Source organism: Mariprofundus sp. NF, assembly GCF_013387455.1.
Taxonomy (GTDB): domain Bacteria; phylum Pseudomonadota; class Zetaproteobacteria; order Mariprofundales; family Mariprofundaceae; genus Mariprofundus.
The window spans coordinates 247765-263779 of sequence record NZ_VWNC01000001.1; the positions used below are offsets into that span (position 1 = coordinate 247765).

12 protein-coding genes are annotated in these 16015 nt (G+C 50.7%); 9 read left to right on the forward strand and 3 right to left on the reverse strand.

Going from position 1 to position 16015, the window contains the following annotated elements; translation table 11 throughout:
* The first annotated feature begins 94 nt into the window (after nt 1-94).
* The 7 genes from F3F96_RS01205 (at nt 95) to F3F96_RS01235 (ending at nt 9062) form a co-directional block, all read left to right on the forward strand.
* Nucleotides 95-631 carry a YfiR family protein gene (locus F3F96_RS01205; RefSeq protein WP_176961429.1) on the forward strand — a complete coding sequence of 179 codons (537 nt, stop codon included), beginning with the start codon at nt 95-97 and terminating at the stop codon, nt 629-631.
* Nucleotides 624-3332 (forward strand): PAS domain S-box protein, encoded by a 2709-nt coding sequence (locus tag F3F96_RS01210; protein WP_176961430.1) that lies wholly within the window; start codon nt 624-626, stop codon nt 3330-3332. Before F3F96_RS01205 ends, F3F96_RS01210 begins: the two co-directional genes overlap by 8 nt.
* On the forward strand, nt 3329-5371 hold the full coding sequence (locus F3F96_RS01215; RefSeq protein ID WP_176961431.1) for a TonB-dependent siderophore receptor: 2043 nt from the start codon (nt 3329-3331) through the stop codon (nt 5369-5371). Before F3F96_RS01210 ends, F3F96_RS01215 begins: the two co-directional genes overlap by 4 nt.
* Before the next feature lie 106 nt (nt 5372-5477).
* Nucleotides 5478-6284 carry an AmmeMemoRadiSam system protein B gene (gene amrB / locus F3F96_RS01220; protein ID WP_176961432.1) on the forward strand — a complete coding sequence of 269 codons (807 nt, stop codon included), beginning with the start codon at nt 5478-5480 and terminating at the stop codon, nt 6282-6284.
* Entirely contained in the window at nt 6277-6849 is a 573-nt protein-coding gene (gene amrA / locus F3F96_RS01225; RefSeq protein ID WP_176961433.1) for an AmmeMemoRadiSam system protein A, read from the forward strand. The genes amrB and amrA overlap by 8 nt, the downstream gene beginning before the upstream one ends.
* Nucleotides 6850-6852: 3 nt before the next feature.
* Nucleotides 6853-7935, forward strand: a complete 1083-nt coding sequence (gene amrS / locus F3F96_RS01230; protein ID WP_176961434.1) for an AmmeMemoRadiSam system radical SAM enzyme — start codon at nt 6853-6855, stop codon at nt 7933-7935.
* A 137-nt stretch (nt 7936-8072) separates the two neighbouring features.
* On the forward strand, nt 8073-9062 hold the full coding sequence (locus tag F3F96_RS01235) for an HD domain-containing phosphohydrolase (RefSeq protein ID WP_176961435.1): 990 nt from the start codon (nt 8073-8075) through the stop codon (nt 9060-9062).
* An 87-nt stretch (nt 9063-9149) separates the two neighbouring features.
* Here F3F96_RS01235 and F3F96_RS01240 read toward each other — a convergent pair whose 3' ends face one another.
* The gene (locus tag F3F96_RS01240) at nt 9150-9872 is read right to left on the reverse strand and encodes a molybdopterin-binding protein (protein ID WP_176961436.1); all 723 of its coding nucleotides are present in this window, start codon (nt 9870-9872) and stop codon (nt 9150-9152) included.
* 95 nt (nt 9873-9967) lie between these two features.
* Entirely contained in the window at nt 9968-10870 is a 903-nt protein-coding gene (gene htpX, locus F3F96_RS01245; RefSeq protein ID WP_176961437.1) for a protease HtpX, read from the reverse strand.
* 95 nt (nt 10871-10965) lie between these two features.
* Between htpX and lon the strand changes: the two genes are divergently transcribed.
* Nucleotides 10966-13425 carry an endopeptidase La gene (gene lon / locus F3F96_RS01250; protein ID WP_176961438.1) on the forward strand — a complete coding sequence of 820 codons (2460 nt, stop codon included), beginning with the start codon at nt 10966-10968 and terminating at the stop codon, nt 13423-13425.
* 8 nt (nt 13426-13433) lie between these two features.
* Nucleotides 13434-13943, forward strand: a complete 510-nt coding sequence (locus F3F96_RS01255; RefSeq protein ID WP_176961439.1) for a hypothetical protein — start codon at nt 13434-13436, stop codon at nt 13941-13943.
* A gap of 21 nt (nt 13944-13964) precedes the next feature.
* On the opposite strand, the gene F3F96_RS01260 is transcribed toward F3F96_RS01255, so the two are convergent.
* Nucleotides 13965-15950, reverse strand: coding sequence for a GGDEF domain-containing protein (locus F3F96_RS01260; protein WP_176961440.1), 1986 nt, complete (start codon nt 15948-15950; stop codon nt 13965-13967).
* Nucleotides 15951-16015: the final 65 nt, after the last annotated feature.

Here is a 16015-nt window from a genome sequence, read left to right on the forward strand (position 1 = left end):
CATTAGGGCTTTTTCTAAAGCCGCTGTTTTGAGAGGAAGAACCTTTCTTACATACGCAAGATGCGAATGCAATCACATCTGCCAAACAGTTGTTATGGCGGCCGCTATTGCTCTGTTTGCGCTCACATCTGCGACCTCTATCGCCTCTGAGCAGACTCCGGTTCGCTCCGATGAACTGAAATCTGTATATATCTTCAATTTTATCCGTTTTACCGATTGGCCTGAAAATAGTCCGGATGCTAATGCAACTGGAGTGCGGCTGAACGTTCTCCATGATCAAAGATTGCATGACATACTGCAGGCTATTGCAGAGAAACCGGCAGCCCGGCAACTTGGATTGAAGCTGCTCTCATGCAAGGAGATAACTTGTCTCCGATCCAGCTCGGTTCTGTTTATTGGAGAGCCGGATCGGGGACATTTTGACCAGCTATTGAAACTGGTTGAGGGATCTCCAGTACTTACGATTTCTGATATTCCCGGCTTTGCTGAGCAGGGCGGCATGATCGAAATCAAATATCACAACGAAAAACTCACCTTTATCGTCAATTTGCAGGCAGTCAAACGCGCTGGCCTCTATATCAGTGCGCAACTTCTGCAGCTCGGTGAGATAGTTGGGAGGGATAATGAATAGAGAATCTTCTACTTCTATCCAGCGCCAGCTCCAGATCTTTTTCGTGTTAACACTTGGATTTACCGTGCTCGTGATGGGCGGCGTGTGGATCGGTCACAATCAGGTGTTACTCGAGAGGGAGGCTGAGAGGGTGCTGATTGTTGAAGGTGACATCATAGGCGCGGCAGCAAGGCCGGCTATGATGTTCAACGATCAGCGCATGGCTGCTGAGCTGTTGCAATCGATGCAGTTTGATCCCGACATCTCCATGGTGAAACTGTTCACCTATGACGGTCAGAGCCTGTTTACCTATGCTGCAGAAGACGATACTGCTGCCAGGGTGCAACCGGTTAACTTTCAACAGCTGCAGAGTATCGATTTTTCTGACGGAAGATTACGCCTCTACAGGGTTGTAAAACATAAAGGTGAAGCGGTTGGTGTTATCTATCTGGAGTCCCGCCTTGACCACCTGAAAGAGAGTCAGCGTACCGGTTATATTACGGTGTTGATGGTCATGCTCGGCTCTCTGTTTCTGGGCCTAATGCTGGCATCGCGGTTGCAGAAGAGGATCGCTTCGCCGATCAGCGCACTGGCTGAATTGATGCGCAAGATGGGCCATGATCGTGACTATTCACTCAGAGCCGATAGCCCGACCTATAACAGGGAGACTGAAGAGCTTCTGGTTGGTTTTAATCAGATGGCGGATGAGATTGAAAATAGTTTTCACACCATCAAAGAGAATCACAGAGACCTGAAGGAGGGTGAAGTTCGCTTCAGGAATGTTGTGGAACTTGCGCCTATGCCAGTAGTGATCAGCCGACCTGCTGATGGAGAGATCCTACTTTTTAATGGTGCAGCTGCTCAGATGTTCGGCTTCGAGGGCAAGCAGAGTGAAGATACCAAGACCCTGAAGTTCTACAGGCAACCCGAAGACCGGCAGGAGCTGCTCGGCACGTTGAAGCAGGAGGGTAAGGTTGTCGGCAAGGAGATAGAGGCTGTTGATAGTAATGGCGATCCATTCTGGGTTTCGCTCTCTATGAGCCGGATAACATTTGAGTCTGAGCCGGCACTGTTCACTGCCTTTATGGATATTTCTGACCAGAAGAGCATCGAGAAGAGGCTGGAGGAGCAGGTATCTGAAAGGACATCTGAACTCAAAAACACCCGTGATGAGTTACAGTCGACACTGGATAATATGCTCGATACCTACTACCGCCTCTCTTCAGACGGCGCGGTTGTCTGGGCATCGAGTGCTGTTCACTCGCTGCTCGGTTACTCGCTTGAAGAGGTGACCGGTATGCCAATGAAAGCGCTGTGGCTTGATAGCTGTGGCTTTGCTCAATCGGTGGCTGCTTTGAGAGAGAACAGTGGCGTTCTGATGAACTATAAAATTCAGCTCAAACACCGTGATGGCCAGCTGATCTGGTGCTCACTATCAGCGCATCTGATTATCGATCAGCAGGGTGAGGTGGTCGGTATTGAAGGGGTGGTTCGCGATATCTCACTGCAGGTAGAGGCTGAAACGCAGAAGCAGGAGATGGAGAAGAAGATGGCGCATGTGCAGCGGCTGGAGTCGCTGGGTGTACTGGCCGGTGGCATCGCGCATGACTTTAACAATATATTGGCTGGCATCATGGGTAATGCCGAACTGGCCGAGATGAACATGAAAGAGAGTCTGCCGGCAGATAGAGAGTTGGAGAATATTGTATCCAGCAGTGTTCGGGCTGCTGACCTCTGCAGGCAGATGCTTGCCTATTCGGGGCAGGGGTCACTGGTTAGAAAGGCGGTGAACCTTTCTGGTCTGGTTGAGGAGACTGTCCAGTTGATTGATGTGTCGATCTCCAAAAATGTATCGCTAAAATTTGATCTTCAAGCTCACCTGCCGAGCATTCTTGCCGATAATACACAGATACAGCAGATCATTATGAATCTGATTACCAACGCATCAGAGGCGATTGGCGAACAACATGGCGGGGAGATTCACGTTGTGACTGGATCAATATTTGCAGGTAGAGAGGCGCTGGATAGCCCTTTCCTGGAAGAGAGACGACCGCCAGGTGACTATGTTTTTCTTGAGGTCACTGATAATGGCTGTGGCATGGATGAGGCCACGCTGAATAGAATATTCGACCCATTCTTCACGACCAAATTTACCGGCCGTGGTCTGGGCATGAGTGCAATGCTGGGTATTGTCCGCTCTCATGATGGCGCACTTCAGGTTGAGAGCGCACCGGAGAAGGGGGCCCGTTTCAGGGTGCTATTCCCGGTCTCTTCTGCATCCGTCGATGATATGCAGGCGGGCGAAATAGCCACAGAAAAGCTTAAGCTAAGCGATCAAGAGCTTACTGTTCTGGTGATAGATGATGAGGTGATGGTCAGGGCGATCTTTGAAAAGATGCTCAAAAAAATGGGTTGTGAGGTGCTGCTTGCCTGTGATGGTGAGGAGGGGTTGCAGCGCTATAGCGAGCATCAGCAGAGAATTGATGCGGTGCTGCTGGATATGACCATGCCCAGAATGGGTGGCAAAGAGGCACTGATCAGACTCAGGGAGATGGGTATCAAGGCACCGGTTATCGTCTGTAGCGGTTACAGAAATGAGAATGTCATTCCGCAATTTGAGCAGGTGCAGCCCGAGGCCTTTTTGCAGAAACCATTTTCACTGCAGTCGCTGCATAGTGTCTTGCGTCAGTGTTTGGCAAATATCACAGGGAGTGAGCAATGACAGGGTATCTGTTGTCGTACAGGAGTCTTCGTAAGGCCAGCTTGGTGGCGGGTTTCTCGCTATTGATTTGTTTGTTGACCACACCGCTGGCTGCTCAGGAGCAGGATCAGACCGATGCTCTGCTGGAGATGGATATGCAGCAGCTGATGAACCTGACTGTAACCTCTGCCGGCAAACGAAGTGAGAAGTACTATTCGACTGCTGCCGCAGTGTTTGTAATTACCAACGATGATATTCGCCGTTCAGGTGCGATGAGTATTCCCGAAGCATTGCGCCTGGCTCCCGGCGTTGAAGTGCAGCAGCCCAATGCCAATCAGTTTGCAGTGAGTATCCGCGGTCACAATGATCTCTTCTCCGACAAGCTGCTGGTGCTGATGGATGGGCGGGCACTCTATTCACCGACCTTTTCCGGTGTCTGGTGGCTGGTGCAGAACTATCCACTGGAAGATATCGAGCGCATTGAGGTGATCAGGGGGCCTGCTGGCGCAGTATGGGGCTCCAATGCAGTCAATGGCGTGATTAACATTATTACCAAAAATAGCAGGAAAACGCAGGGTTTGATGCTCTCCGGCGGTGCCGGAACTGAGGAGAAAGGATTTGGTACTGTGCGCTATGGCTGGGATAGTAAGCAGGCACACTACCGTGCCTATGCCATGAGTGAGCAGAGAGATGGCGGCATCTACGATATAGCGGTGGCAAATCTATGGGGTATGCCGCAAGGCAGTGATACCCCCGACTACAGGCGCTTTGGTCAGGCAGGCTTCAGGGTGGATTGGGATGCCACGCATCTGACGCAGCTCTCCCTGAGTGGCAATGCATACAGGGTGAAAGCCGGTGCGTTTGGTTATATGGCTGATGCAGGTGTAACCAACCTTCCTTATGTAAGTAATAATAACTATTCCGGCAGTAATATGATCATGCAGCTCAATCACGAGTTGATGACTGATACGCAGCTCACGGCACAGCTCTATGTTGATCGGGCTAAAATGGAACTTCCGCATTTTGATGAAACGCGCGACACCTTTGATGCGGAGCTACAACTGGATCTGCCGAAGTTCTTCCACCAATCGATCTCAGTCGGTGGTGGCTATCGCATTTCACGGGCCGATATCACCAATTCAGCTGTCATACAGATGCCGGACAGAACGAATTTACTCTATTCGCTGTTTATTCAGGATGATATCTATTTCATGGACAATCGCTTGAAGTTTACCGGTGGCCTGAAGGCAGAGCATAATCAATATAGCGGATGGGAGATGCAGCCGAGCTTGAGGGCTATCTACAGTGCTGATCAGTGGGGCGTGTGGGCTTCCGCTTCGCGTACGCTGCGCATGCCGAATATGATTGAGAATGGGATATCATATGATGTGAAAGCCGGGCCGGGCTATGTGGCGAGACTGATTGGTGATGGCCGTATGAGACCTGAGCAGGTTACCGCTTACGAAGCAGGGTTGCGTTTTCACCCTGATGACGACCTTCTGTTTCAGGCCACTGTGTTTAAGATGTTCTACAAAGGTGTTGCCGACAGTTATCAGGATCCGGCATCGGCATTTATCGAAAACACCTATCTGGTTATTCCGATCTATCTGGCCAACATACTTGATGGCAATGCACGAGGCGTTGAGGTCGATTTTACATGGCAGGCTCTGGAGTGGATGAAGCTGAAGGGCTCATTTACGCACCAGCGCTCCCACTATTTGCCTACGCCGATAAACGATGCGGAGACACGCTACTCCGCTTATGTGCTCAGAGAGCAGACCCCGGAAAACAGGTACCATATCGGCACCAGTATTGATATGGGGGATCATGTTGAACTGGACTTGAATTTCTCCCATTGGGATATCTTTAAGCGTGACAGGGTGGCTCGTTACAATCGTCTTGATGCAAGGCTTGGATGGAGGCCGACCAAGAGTCTGGAGTTAAGCCTGGTTGGCAAGAATCTGTTGAAAGCGACGCATAAAGAGGATCTTGAATCGACGCTTGAAGCCTCTACGCTGCAACAGCAAAGTTATCTGGTGAAGGCCACCTTCCGCTATTGAAAGCCTGAAGGCGATAACCTGTGAGATGCTGACCTCCCGAGCTGGAAAAGAGGGCTTCACACTGTTGGTCGAAGCTTCTAAACTGGGGATAGTTCCGGAGGTGTAGATGAGTGTTCGTCCCGCCGCAGTTGCAGGTATGTTCTATCCGGCACAAGCCGCAGAGCTTTCTAACCAGATTTCCCGGTCGCTGGCTGTGGCTGAAAGCGAGTTGGAGAAGGGGCTGCCTCTTCCCCGTGTTATCATTGTGCCCCATGCTGGTTATATCTATTCGGGGCTGACTGCAGCTTTTGCCTATCAATCCGTTCGCGGGGCTCCATTCAGAAGGGTTGTGCTGTTTGGCCCAGCCCATCGGGTTGGTTTTCAGGGTATGGCCGTGCCCGAGGTTAATAGATACCAGACTCCTCTGGGGGATATTCCCATTGATCGGGAGGCTGTTCGTAGTGCTCTGAGTCATGCTGAGGTTCAAACCTCCGATGTCGCCCATGCAGAGGAACATTCGCTGGAGGTGCAGCTGCCCTTTCTGCAGACGGTGCTGCCGCATTTTGAGCTGCTTCCGATCTGTGTCGGCATGGTTGAGCCTGAAGCTGTTGCCGAGGTGATGGAGATGTTTATCGATGATCGGGAGACACTGATTGTCATCAGCTCCGATCTCTCCCATTTCCACGATTATCAGAGTGCTAATGCGATTGACCATGCAACACTAGAGAAAATCATGTCGATTAACGGGGCGATTAATCATGAACAGGCCTGTGGGGCTACTGCTATTAATGCCCTGCTGATTCTCGCCGAAAAATATGGACTTAAGCCGCGCCTGCTCGATTGCCGCAATTCGGGTGATACGGCGGGAGATAAAAACCGTGTGGTGGGTTATGCTTCGATGGCATGGTTTGAGCAGGGGAGATTGAATGAATGATTCGATAAATAGAGGCAGGGTTCTTATTAGTATCGCGCGCTCGGCCATTGCCAGGCAACTGCGTGTGGCCATCGATGAATTTCCTACCTCTGGTCTGAGCTGGCTGGAGAAGCCTGCGGCAACCTTTGTTACCCTGACTATCAATGGCAAACTGCGCGGCTGTATCGGCACACTGGAAGCGCACCGTTCACTGATTGAGGATGTCGCTGCCAATGCCCGTGCTGCTGCATTTGAGGATTCCAGGTTTCTGCCTCTGACCGCCGATGAGTTTGCCGGTCTGTTGATTGAGGTCTCTGTGCTTACCGAGATTGAAGCGATGCATGCCCATACCGAGGATGTTGCCATATCCAGACTGCGGCCCGGCATTGATGGCGTGGTCTTCAAGTTTGGCACGTACAAAGCGACCTTCCTGCCACAGGTGTGGGATCAGCTGCCCGATCCGGCCGATTTTCTTGGTCATCTGAAGGCTAAGGCGGGTCTCTCCGCTGAGTTCTGGCATCCTGAAGTGCTGCTCTATAAGTATCAGGTAAAGAAATATCGCGAGAAGGATCTACATTCCGAATAGCCTATGATCGCGTCTCACTTTCCCGGCCGCTACTGGCATAAGCTTGAAGATGGGCGCATTCAGTGCGACATCTGTCCGCGTGACTGCAAGCTTCACGATGGCCAGCGGGGACTCTGCTTCGTACGCAAATGTGAAGATGATCAGATTGTTCTCACTACCTATGGCCGATCATCAGGTTTCTGTATCGATCCGATTGAGAAGAAACCGCTCAATCACTTCTATCCGGGCAGCAGTGTGCTCTCCTTTGGCACCGCAGGCTGCAACCTGAACTGCAAATTTTGCCAGAATTGGGACATCTCCAAATCACGCGAATTTGATCGCCTCTGCGATCAGGCTACACCTGAAGCGATCGCTGCAGCCGCTCTGGAGTGGAGATGTAAGAGTGTCGCATTCACCTACAACGATCCGGTCATTTTTCTTGAGTATGCCGTTGATGTTGCGAAGGCCTGCCATGCGTTAGATATTAAAACTGTGGCAGTGACGGCCGGTTATATACATCCCGAAGCACGGCAGGAGTTTTTCACCCATATCGATGCCGCCAATGTTGATCTGAAAGCCTTCACTGAAGATTTTTACCGTAAGCTCTGCGCAGGCCAGCTGGAGCCGGTGCTCGATACATTGCGATACCTCAAGCATGAGACAGACGTATGGTTTGAGATTACCACCCTGTTGATTCCCGGTTTTAATGATGGTGATCAGGAACTTACTGCGCTCTCTGACTGGATTGTAGAGAATCTGGGGCCGGATGTGCCTTTGCACTTCACCGCATTTCATCCCGACTGGAAGATGGGTGATGTGCAGGCAACACCGCAGGCCACCTTAAGCCGTGCCCGCAAGATCGGTATGGATGCCGGTCTGAACTATGTTTATACCGGCAATGCCCACGACAAGAGGGGAGGCACAACAATCTGTCCCGGATGCGGAGAGCGTCTGATTGTGCGCGACTGGTACGAGATAGTGGAGCACAGGGTCTCTTCAGAAGGGCACTGTATTATGTGCGATGCTCCGATTCCCGGTCATTTTGAGGATTTTCAGGAGTGCTTTGGTGCCCGCCGCATCCCGATTCAAATCCATTCGGATGAATGAATGTTTCCAGCCACAAGTATAACTCAGCATATTTTAGGAGCTTGACTGAATGACCCTATTAAAAAAGTAGAGACTCAAGATGTTGGGAGGCGATCCGATAGATAAGGGAATTCCTGAGTCAAAAGGTTGGTTATTGAATGAACGCTTCACTTTTCTTTGAAATATTAGATGGAATGGCTGATGCTGTGATTGTCGTTGGTGGAGATCATCGGGTTTCCCTGTTTAACAAAGGTGCTGAAAAAATATTTGGCTACACTTCTGATGAAATGATGGGGCAGCGGCTTGAAATGCTACTTCCTGAAGGCTTTCGCTCGAACCATCACAAGCATGTCGATACTTTCTCTCGGCAACCACAACAAGCATCTAAATTTATGTCTGATCGGGGTGAAATCAAAGGGCAAAGGAAAGATGGAGAAGTATTCCATGCTGAGGCAAGCATATCTAAGGTTGAAAGTGACGGGAAAGTTGTGTTCACAGCTGTTTTGCGAGATGTTACCGAGCGTAAAAAGGCAGAGGAAAAGCTGAAACATTCCTATATCGAAGGTATAACCTCTTTGGTGAATGCTGCTGAGAATCATGATGATGAAACGGGTGGGCATGTAAAACGAATCGGCCATTACACCAAAGAACTGGCTACGGCCATGGGTATGGATAAGGAATTCTGTAACATGATTTTCCATGCCAGCTCAATGCATGATATAGGTAAGATTGGCATTCCAGACAGAGTTTTACTTAAACCGGGAGCTTTAAACCAAGAAGAGTGGGAGATCATGAAAACGCATCCCAGCATCGGAGGAAATATTCTTAAAGATGGGTTTTCACCCTATTTGCAAATGGGACGTGAAATTGCGATTGGGCATCATGAGCGATGGGATGGAAGTGGTTATCCAAATGGTATCAAAGGTGAAGAGACTCCCATATCTGCACGAATTATGCAGATTGCAGACGTCTATGATGCACTACGTAGTGAGCGTCCATATAAGCCAGCATTTGAACATGCAAAAGCTTTGTCGGTTATCTGCGATGGAGATGGGCGAACAGATCCCTCGCACTTTGACCCAAGAGTGCTAGCAGCTTTCAATGCATGTTCTGATAAATTAAATGAAATCTACGAGAATCTTAAATAGCTAGATCAGCAAATAATTGGCTGTTGGCTGAATGGCCCGATTAAAGGAACAGGCGTTCATAGATAACGCTTCAAGGGAGTGACCTTGCTAGGAGGCGATGTTCTCCAGCATGGTGTTGACCGTTTTTACGGCTTCATTTAATCGCTCTGTATCCTGACTACTCAGACAGATCTTGCCGCAAGGGTCAGGGCCGCAGCGGCCGGGGTAGGAACCGATCTCAACATCATCAAAGTCAGCTTGAATCGCGGTTAGTGCTTTGGCAAAGAGGCTTTCCGGTAGTTCTACTTCGATCTCAATACGTTGGTATGGCCTGTCGCCAAACTGATCCAGAATCGAATCAAGCTGTGATTCAAATATATAGGGAACTCCGGCAAGGATGTAGACATTGCCGATGCGTGCGCCCGGCGCAATGGTCTTCTCACAGCGGATCAGTTTGGAACCCTGTGGGACGCGGGTCATGCGACGGCGGCCCTCATTCAGTCCTTCAGCACCGAAGTGGTCAGTCATCGCCTGCACAATAAAGCTGTGCTCAATCAGCTCAACGTCGAAGGCTGCGGCGATTGATTCCATGGTGATATCGTCATGGGTGGGGCCGATGCCACCGGAGGTGATCACTGCATCGTACTGCTCTCTTAGCCGATTAAGCGTTGAGATGATCGCCTCGCGTTCATCCGGGATAATGGCTACTTCACTGAGTTTGCAGCCGCGCTCAAAAAATTTTCCAGCCGCATAATATGCATTGGCCTCGCGAGTACGCCCGGAGAGAACTTCATTACCAATGACCAGAATTGCTGCTGTTTGATGTGCCATGGTCATATCATAGATAGGTCATCAGGAGTTCGCCAGTGCAAGAAAAAAGGCGCACCGGATAGGCGCGCCTTTGATGCTGTATTAACAGTTGCTGACTATTTGCGGTTTTTCAGTGCTGCGATACGCGCCTCTGTTGGCGGATGCGTGGAAAATAGATGAGCGAAACCTGAAGACTGACCATGGATTTTCATGGTGGCCAAAGCATCTTCACTCATCCCCTCTTCGCGATGTTCTGTAGCCAGCGTGCGTTGAGAGAGTGCTTCGATCTTCTGCAGGGCGGAAGCCATGGAAGCTGCACCCACCGCATCAGCGGCAAAGGCGTCGGCGCGGAATTCGCGACGGCGGGAGAACCAGCAGATCGGAATCATGGCCAGAATCGAGAGCATAAACTGCAGCGCCATATAGACAGCAAAACCAAGCCAGTAGTTACGTTCCATCAACGGACGGGAGATCATACGGGCGAGGAAATAGACAAAGGTGTTCATCAAGCCCTGCAGCAGGGTGGTGGCCATCATATCGCCATTGCTGACGTGACCGACCTCATGCGCAACCACCGCTTTGAGCTCGTCATCGGTAAGGTTCATGGCAAGGCCGGAGGATACGGCGACCATGGCATTGTTGCGGGTAGGGCCGGTGGCAAAGGCGTTGGGAACATCATCCCAGTAGACCCACACTTCCGGCATCTTAATGCCTTCACGCTGCGCAAGTTCAGCAACGGTGTTGTACACCACCTTCTCTTTGGGTGTGGATGGGGTTGTAATCTGCTGCATGCGCATACCGCGCTTGGCGAGAAACTTGGACATAAACAGTGAAATGAACGCGCCGCCAAAGCCGAATACCATCGCCCATGCGAAGTCCTGTGCGGCAACTGCGCCACGCAGATCGATGCCGAAGTTCGGCAAAACCACCTCGATGAGAATGGTGCCGGTAATCGCCAGCGTGAAAAAGATCAGTACATTGGTGATGATTAACAGGAAAATACCTTTAAAGCCGCGCATGAAATCTCCTTTTTTGATTGTCAGGTTAAATGTGGGGATGCTAGCGTATGAATTCAAGTCTTGAAAAATCATGAGGTTAACCTTAAAAAAACATTATGAAACCAGACGATGTTCACGACCCGGAAATTATAGATGAAATAGATAGCCTCGATGTTGGCTCTGCTGATGAGGGTGAAAGCATGGAGGCATCACTGGTGCAGGCCGATGAGGTGCTGCCCGATCAGCTGACACTGTTGCCGCTCTCCAATCGGCCACTGTTCCCCGGCCTGGTGGTGCCGCTGGTTTATGAAAATGAGGATATGAGCAAGGTGGTGCGTGATCTGGCATCCAGCCATCAGCAGCATATTGGCCTTGTTCTGGTGCGTGATGAAAATGAGCCGTATGAGCCGGAAAACCTCTATGAGGTGGGTGTGGTTGCCCGCATTGCCAAGGCGGTAGAGATCGAAGGGCACGGCCTGCATCTGGTGGTCGAGTGTCTGCGCCGTTTCCGCATTGAGGGTTTCATCAGTGATGAGCATCCGATCCGGGTAAGGGCGGCCTATCGTGAGGAGACCTCCTACAAAGATAATATTGAGTTGCGCGCTTATACAGTGGCCGTGATCAATACGATCAAAGAGCTGCTCAAACATAATCCGCTGCATGAGGAAGAACTGCGGCTGTTTGCCTCCCGTTTCGATGTCAATGAACCCAACCGGCTGGCCGATTTTGCAGCCAGTCTGACTACCGCCAGTCGCGAGGATCTGCAGGAGATTCTTGAGACTTATCCTATTTATGATCGCCTGAAGAAGGTGGTGACGCTGCTTAATCGTGAACTCAACGTTAGTAAGGTGCAGCGTAAAATCCGCGACAATATCGAGGAGCGAGTCTCTGATCAGCAGCGCCGCTTTTTCCTGCAGGAGCAGTTGCATGAGATTCAGCGCGAGCTGGGTATGAATGAAGATCCTCGTGAGAAGGAGATCGAGGAGTTCAGGAAAAAAGCCAAAAAACTCAAATTCAGCAAAGAGGCGGATGGTGCATTTGAAGAGGAGCTGAACAAGCTCTCAATGCTGGAAACCTCCTCACCGGAGTACAGCGTAACCCGTAACTATCTGGAGTGGCTGACCTGCCTGCCGTGGGGTAAGACCTGTCGTGACCGCTATAATCTGAAGGCGGCGAGTCGCGCGCTGAATAAGCATCACTCAGGCTTGGAGGATGTGAAGGATCGTATCCTTGAATTTATTGCCGTGGGTGCCCGCAAGAAAGCTGTGGGTGGCTCAATCATTCTCTTCGTTGGCCCGCCGGGCGTGGGTAAGACATCACTGGGTAAAGCCATTGCTGAAGCGGTGAGTCGTCCCTTCTACCGCTTTTCTGTCGGTGGTATGCGTGATGAGGCTGAGATTAAAGGTCATCGCCGCACCTATATCGGTGCCATGCCGGGCAAAATTGTACAGGCACTGAAACGCGTTGAGGTGGCTAATCCGGTGATCATGATCGATGAGGTGGATAAGATCGGCAACGATTTCCGTGGCGACCCATCTTCAGCACTGCTGGAGGTGCTTGATCCCGAACAGAATTCAGATTTCATGGATCACTATCTCGATGTTCGTTTTGATCTCTCGCAGGTGCTGTTTTTGCTGACTGCTAACCAGCTTGATACGGTGCCAAGGCCACTGCTTGATCGTGCCGAGATCATTCGCCTGCCCGGTTATATGGCCAGTGAGAAGGTGGAGATTGCACGCAAACATCTGTGGCCCAACCAGTTGCATGAGCATGCGTTAAAGCGTGCCGACGTGACACTTACCAAGGGTGTGTTGAAGCATCTGGTTGAGGATTATGCCCGTGAACCGGGTGTGCGGCGCTTAGAGGGCTTGCTGAAGAAGATCCTGCGTAAACTGGCGCGCAAGGAAGCCGAAGGTCTGGTGAAGATTCCGTTGCGAATCGGTGTCTCTGATCTTGCTGAATATATCGGTAAACCCCGTTTCCGTGAGCAGGCGATCAAGCAGGGCATCGGCCTCTCTACCGGCCTGGCCTGGACCGCCATGGGCGGTACCACCCTGACCCTGGAAGCGACAATTTCCCATCGTGATCGTCGTGGCATGAAGGTAACCGGACAGCTTGGTAAGGTGATGCAGGAGTCCGTCGATATTGCCTACTCTTATGTTACCGCCAATCTGGATCGTTTTGGTGTTGCCCCCGACTTTTTTGATAAAGCATTCATCCATCTGCATGTGCCTGAAGGGGCGGTTCCCAAGGATGGACCATCGGCAGGTGTTGCTATTGCCACTGCCCTGCTCTCACTGGCGCTGGAGCGCTCACCTGCGCGCATTGCAATGACAGGTGAGCTGACACTGGTCGGTGATGTGCTGCCTATTGGTGGTGAGCGCGAAAAACTTCTGGCGGCCAAACGACTGGGTATCTCTGAAGTGATTCTTCCTGCTGCCAATGCGGTGGATGTGGATGAGCTGCCGGAGAGCGTGCGAGAAGGGCTGGTGATTCATTATGCCCGCCACTTCAAAGATGTGGCACGGTTGATGTTTGGCATTCGCATGCGTTCAGAACGCAGGAAAAAGATCTGAAGAAGAGAGTGCAACGACTCGTTTTTCCGTGTCTGTTGATAGCAGGTTTGACCGCTTGTGTCCCTTATGTGGATCACCCTGTTGCCATCGCTAAAGCGAAACCGCCACTGCTTGGCGAACATGAGCGAATTTCAGATGTTCAGGTCATCGATGGACAGGTCACCATAGAAGGTTTTAAAGGCAAAGTGTTTGAGTTTGTCGGCAGCCGCCTCAAACAAGAGTCGGAGCGTCTGCTGCGTAAGAGTGGCCGCTGGAGTGAGGAAGATGCTCTTACCCTGCATCTGGAGGTCGAAAATATACGGCTGCGCAGAACTGCTGCGGTACTGTTTCTCTGGCAGGTGGCTGGCGTTGATGAGATGGGTATCAAGGTGTGGGTTACCCGGGATGGTTCAGTGATCGCCTCTGAATCGGTCGCGACCATCTATGATGCAGGAGGCACCTATGGCACCAATAGCAACCAGCGGCGTCTGGCCATCCTGACAAATCAGGTGGTGCATAAAATGGTTAAACGTTTTTAAACAGGGATATCTGTTAAGAGTTTAGTCAGTACCAAGCACGGTTTTGTTTCGGCCTGTCTCTTTGGCCTGATAAAGGGCCCGATCAGCAATTCTCAGGTAGTGGTCAGGGGAGTCGGCTTCGGAGCCGGGAATGCATGCAAGCCCTAGTGAAATCGTCACGGAGATCATCTCCTTGTCCGCTGAAACAGCGATCTCTGCAACCGCTTTTCTCAGGCGTTCGGCCAGGATTAGTGCACTTTGGCCATCGGTTTGCGGCAGGATTAAGACAAACTCTTCACCACCGTAGCGGGCTACGACATCGGTATCCCGTGCCAGTTTGTGTAACTCAGTAGCCACTGCGATGAGCAGGGCATCACCTGCAGGATGTCCGTAGGTATCATTAACAGCCTTGAAGTGATCGATATCGAGAATGATCAGCGAGAGCGGCACGTCATAGCGTTTACTGCGATTAAACTCAGTGACCAGATGCCGATTGAAATAACCACGATTGTAGATACCGGTCAGTGCATCGGTGACTGCCATTTTCTCAAGCTCGCCTTCCATCTTTTTACGCTCGGTGATGTCACGCACAATGCCAGTAAACATCCAGTGGTCACTGTACTGCTTGGCGCCGATACAGAGGCTCAATGGAAATGCAGTGCCATCCTTTCTAACTGCTTCAACCTCGCGTGGTTTATCAATGATGTGGGCTTCACGGGTCTCTATATAGCGGCGGAGATAATCATTGTGCATCTCTCTATGCGGGGAGGGGACGAGTAAATTAATATTTTTGCCGATGACCTCATCTGCCGCATAACCGAAGATGGTGCTGGCGGCAGGGTTGAATGAGCTGATGATGCCATTTTCATTGATGGTAATGATGCCATCAAATGCAGAGTCGATGATCTCCCTGATGCGCTGGTCTTTCTCTTTGAGGATCTGACGAGCTATTTTTTTATGAGCCCTGGCGTTGGAGGAGAGCAGAGAGTACATGCCCCAGACAATGGTAAGGATAATACCGAGAACAAGCAGCGGCAGACGTAGTCGACTGCTCTCTGCCTGTATCCGTTCAGAAGGGACAAATGAGACGATTTTCCAGCTGTAGTTGGCAAGGTCGGGATCGCCTGGTTCAGGTTGGTATGCCCGGTAATTACCCGAGGCAGAAGCCCAGCCACTGGTAAGTGGTTTAACTGTGGCGTAGGTGAAGAGTCCGTGCTTCGTGGTCAACGTGCCTTTGTCTGTTGTAGCGATGGTTGACCATGCATCGGGAAAGCGGGAGCCGAAGGTTTTGTTTGACCGTTCAGGGAACATGAAACCCCACTCATCCTCAGAGACCAGTCCCTTTAACCAGTAGCCATCGGTATTCAATACCAGTGTTTCACCCGGCGCATTGGTGCTTATCTCTCCCAGCACGTTGAGAAGATGTTTTCCCAGAAAGTTAAGGATGATGATGCCGTGTCGTACATCATGCTTATCAATTACAGGGATGGCTACGCGCAGCATCGGTTTCAGCGGCTGTTCAATTTTCCCGTTTTCAACATTCAGATCGAAAGGGGAGATATAGATTTGGCCTTTCTCAAGGGATGCTGTTTTTTTAAAGTAGTAACGATCTGCCTTATTTTGCCTCTTCTCCTTTGGGATGATTTTTGGCTGGCCGCTGTTGAGATCGATGCGGACGATTTCAAGCCCTTCCATATTCAGGAAGCGGAGTTGATCATATGTGCCTTTGTGATCAATGAAGGAGAGGAACTCGTGTGAGATATTGAAGAGATGTTTATAGGGGTCGTCATCCAGATCGTTGAGCATCTCTTTGAAGTCGGCATGGCCAGTCAGTACAAGCAGATCCGAGACAATCGTGTTGAACGTGCGGGTAAAGTGCTGTTCCTGCTGATGAACAACCACCTCCTCTTCATGCATCAGACTCTCAATGGCGCTGTCTCTGTCCAGGGCGTAGACAGCATAGAGGGAGATAAGAAACAGGGCGGCAACAGGGAAAAAGAGAAGTGCAGCTCGACGAGCGACCTCCATGTTCGATATGGGATGTTCTGAATCTGCACGCATATAAATTCCCTTCCTAATTAAACATCGGAGAG

Excerpts from the sequence above, each read along its gene's own strand:
- F3F96_RS01205 (WP_176961429.1), top strand. The coding sequence starts at position 95 with ATGGCGGCCGCTATTGCTCTGTTTGCGCTCACATCTGCGACCTCTATC.
- F3F96_RS01260 (WP_176961440.1), bottom strand. The coding sequence starts at position 15,950 with ATGGAGGTCGCTCGTCGAGCTGCACTTCTCTTTTTCCCTGTTGCCGCC.
- F3F96_RS01210 (WP_176961430.1), top strand. The coding sequence starts at position 624 with ATGAATAGAGAATCTTCTACTTCTATCCAGCGCCAGCTCCAGATCTTT.
- htpX (WP_176961437.1), bottom strand. The coding sequence starts at position 10,870 with ATGCGCGGCTTTAAAGGTATTTTCCTGTTAATCATCACCAATGTACTG.
- F3F96_RS01235 (WP_176961435.1), top strand. The coding sequence starts at position 8,073 with ATGAACGCTTCACTTTTCTTTGAAATATTAGATGGAATGGCTGATGCT.
- lon (WP_176961438.1), top strand. The coding sequence starts at position 10,966 with ATGAAACCAGACGATGTTCACGACCCGGAAATTATAGATGAAATAGAT.
- amrA (WP_176961433.1), top strand. The coding sequence starts at position 6,277 with ATGAATGATTCGATAAATAGAGGCAGGGTTCTTATTAGTATCGCGCGC.
- amrB (WP_176961432.1), top strand. The coding sequence starts at position 5,478 with ATGAGTGTTCGTCCCGCCGCAGTTGCAGGTATGTTCTATCCGGCACAA.
- F3F96_RS01240 (WP_176961436.1), bottom strand. The coding sequence starts at position 9,872 with ATGGCACATCAAACAGCAGCAATTCTGGTCATTGGTAATGAAGTTCTC.
- F3F96_RS01215 (WP_176961431.1), top strand. The coding sequence starts at position 3,329 with ATGACAGGGTATCTGTTGTCGTACAGGAGTCTTCGTAAGGCCAGCTTG.
- amrS (WP_176961434.1), top strand. The coding sequence starts at position 6,853 with ATGATCGCGTCTCACTTTCCCGGCCGCTACTGGCATAAGCTTGAAGAT.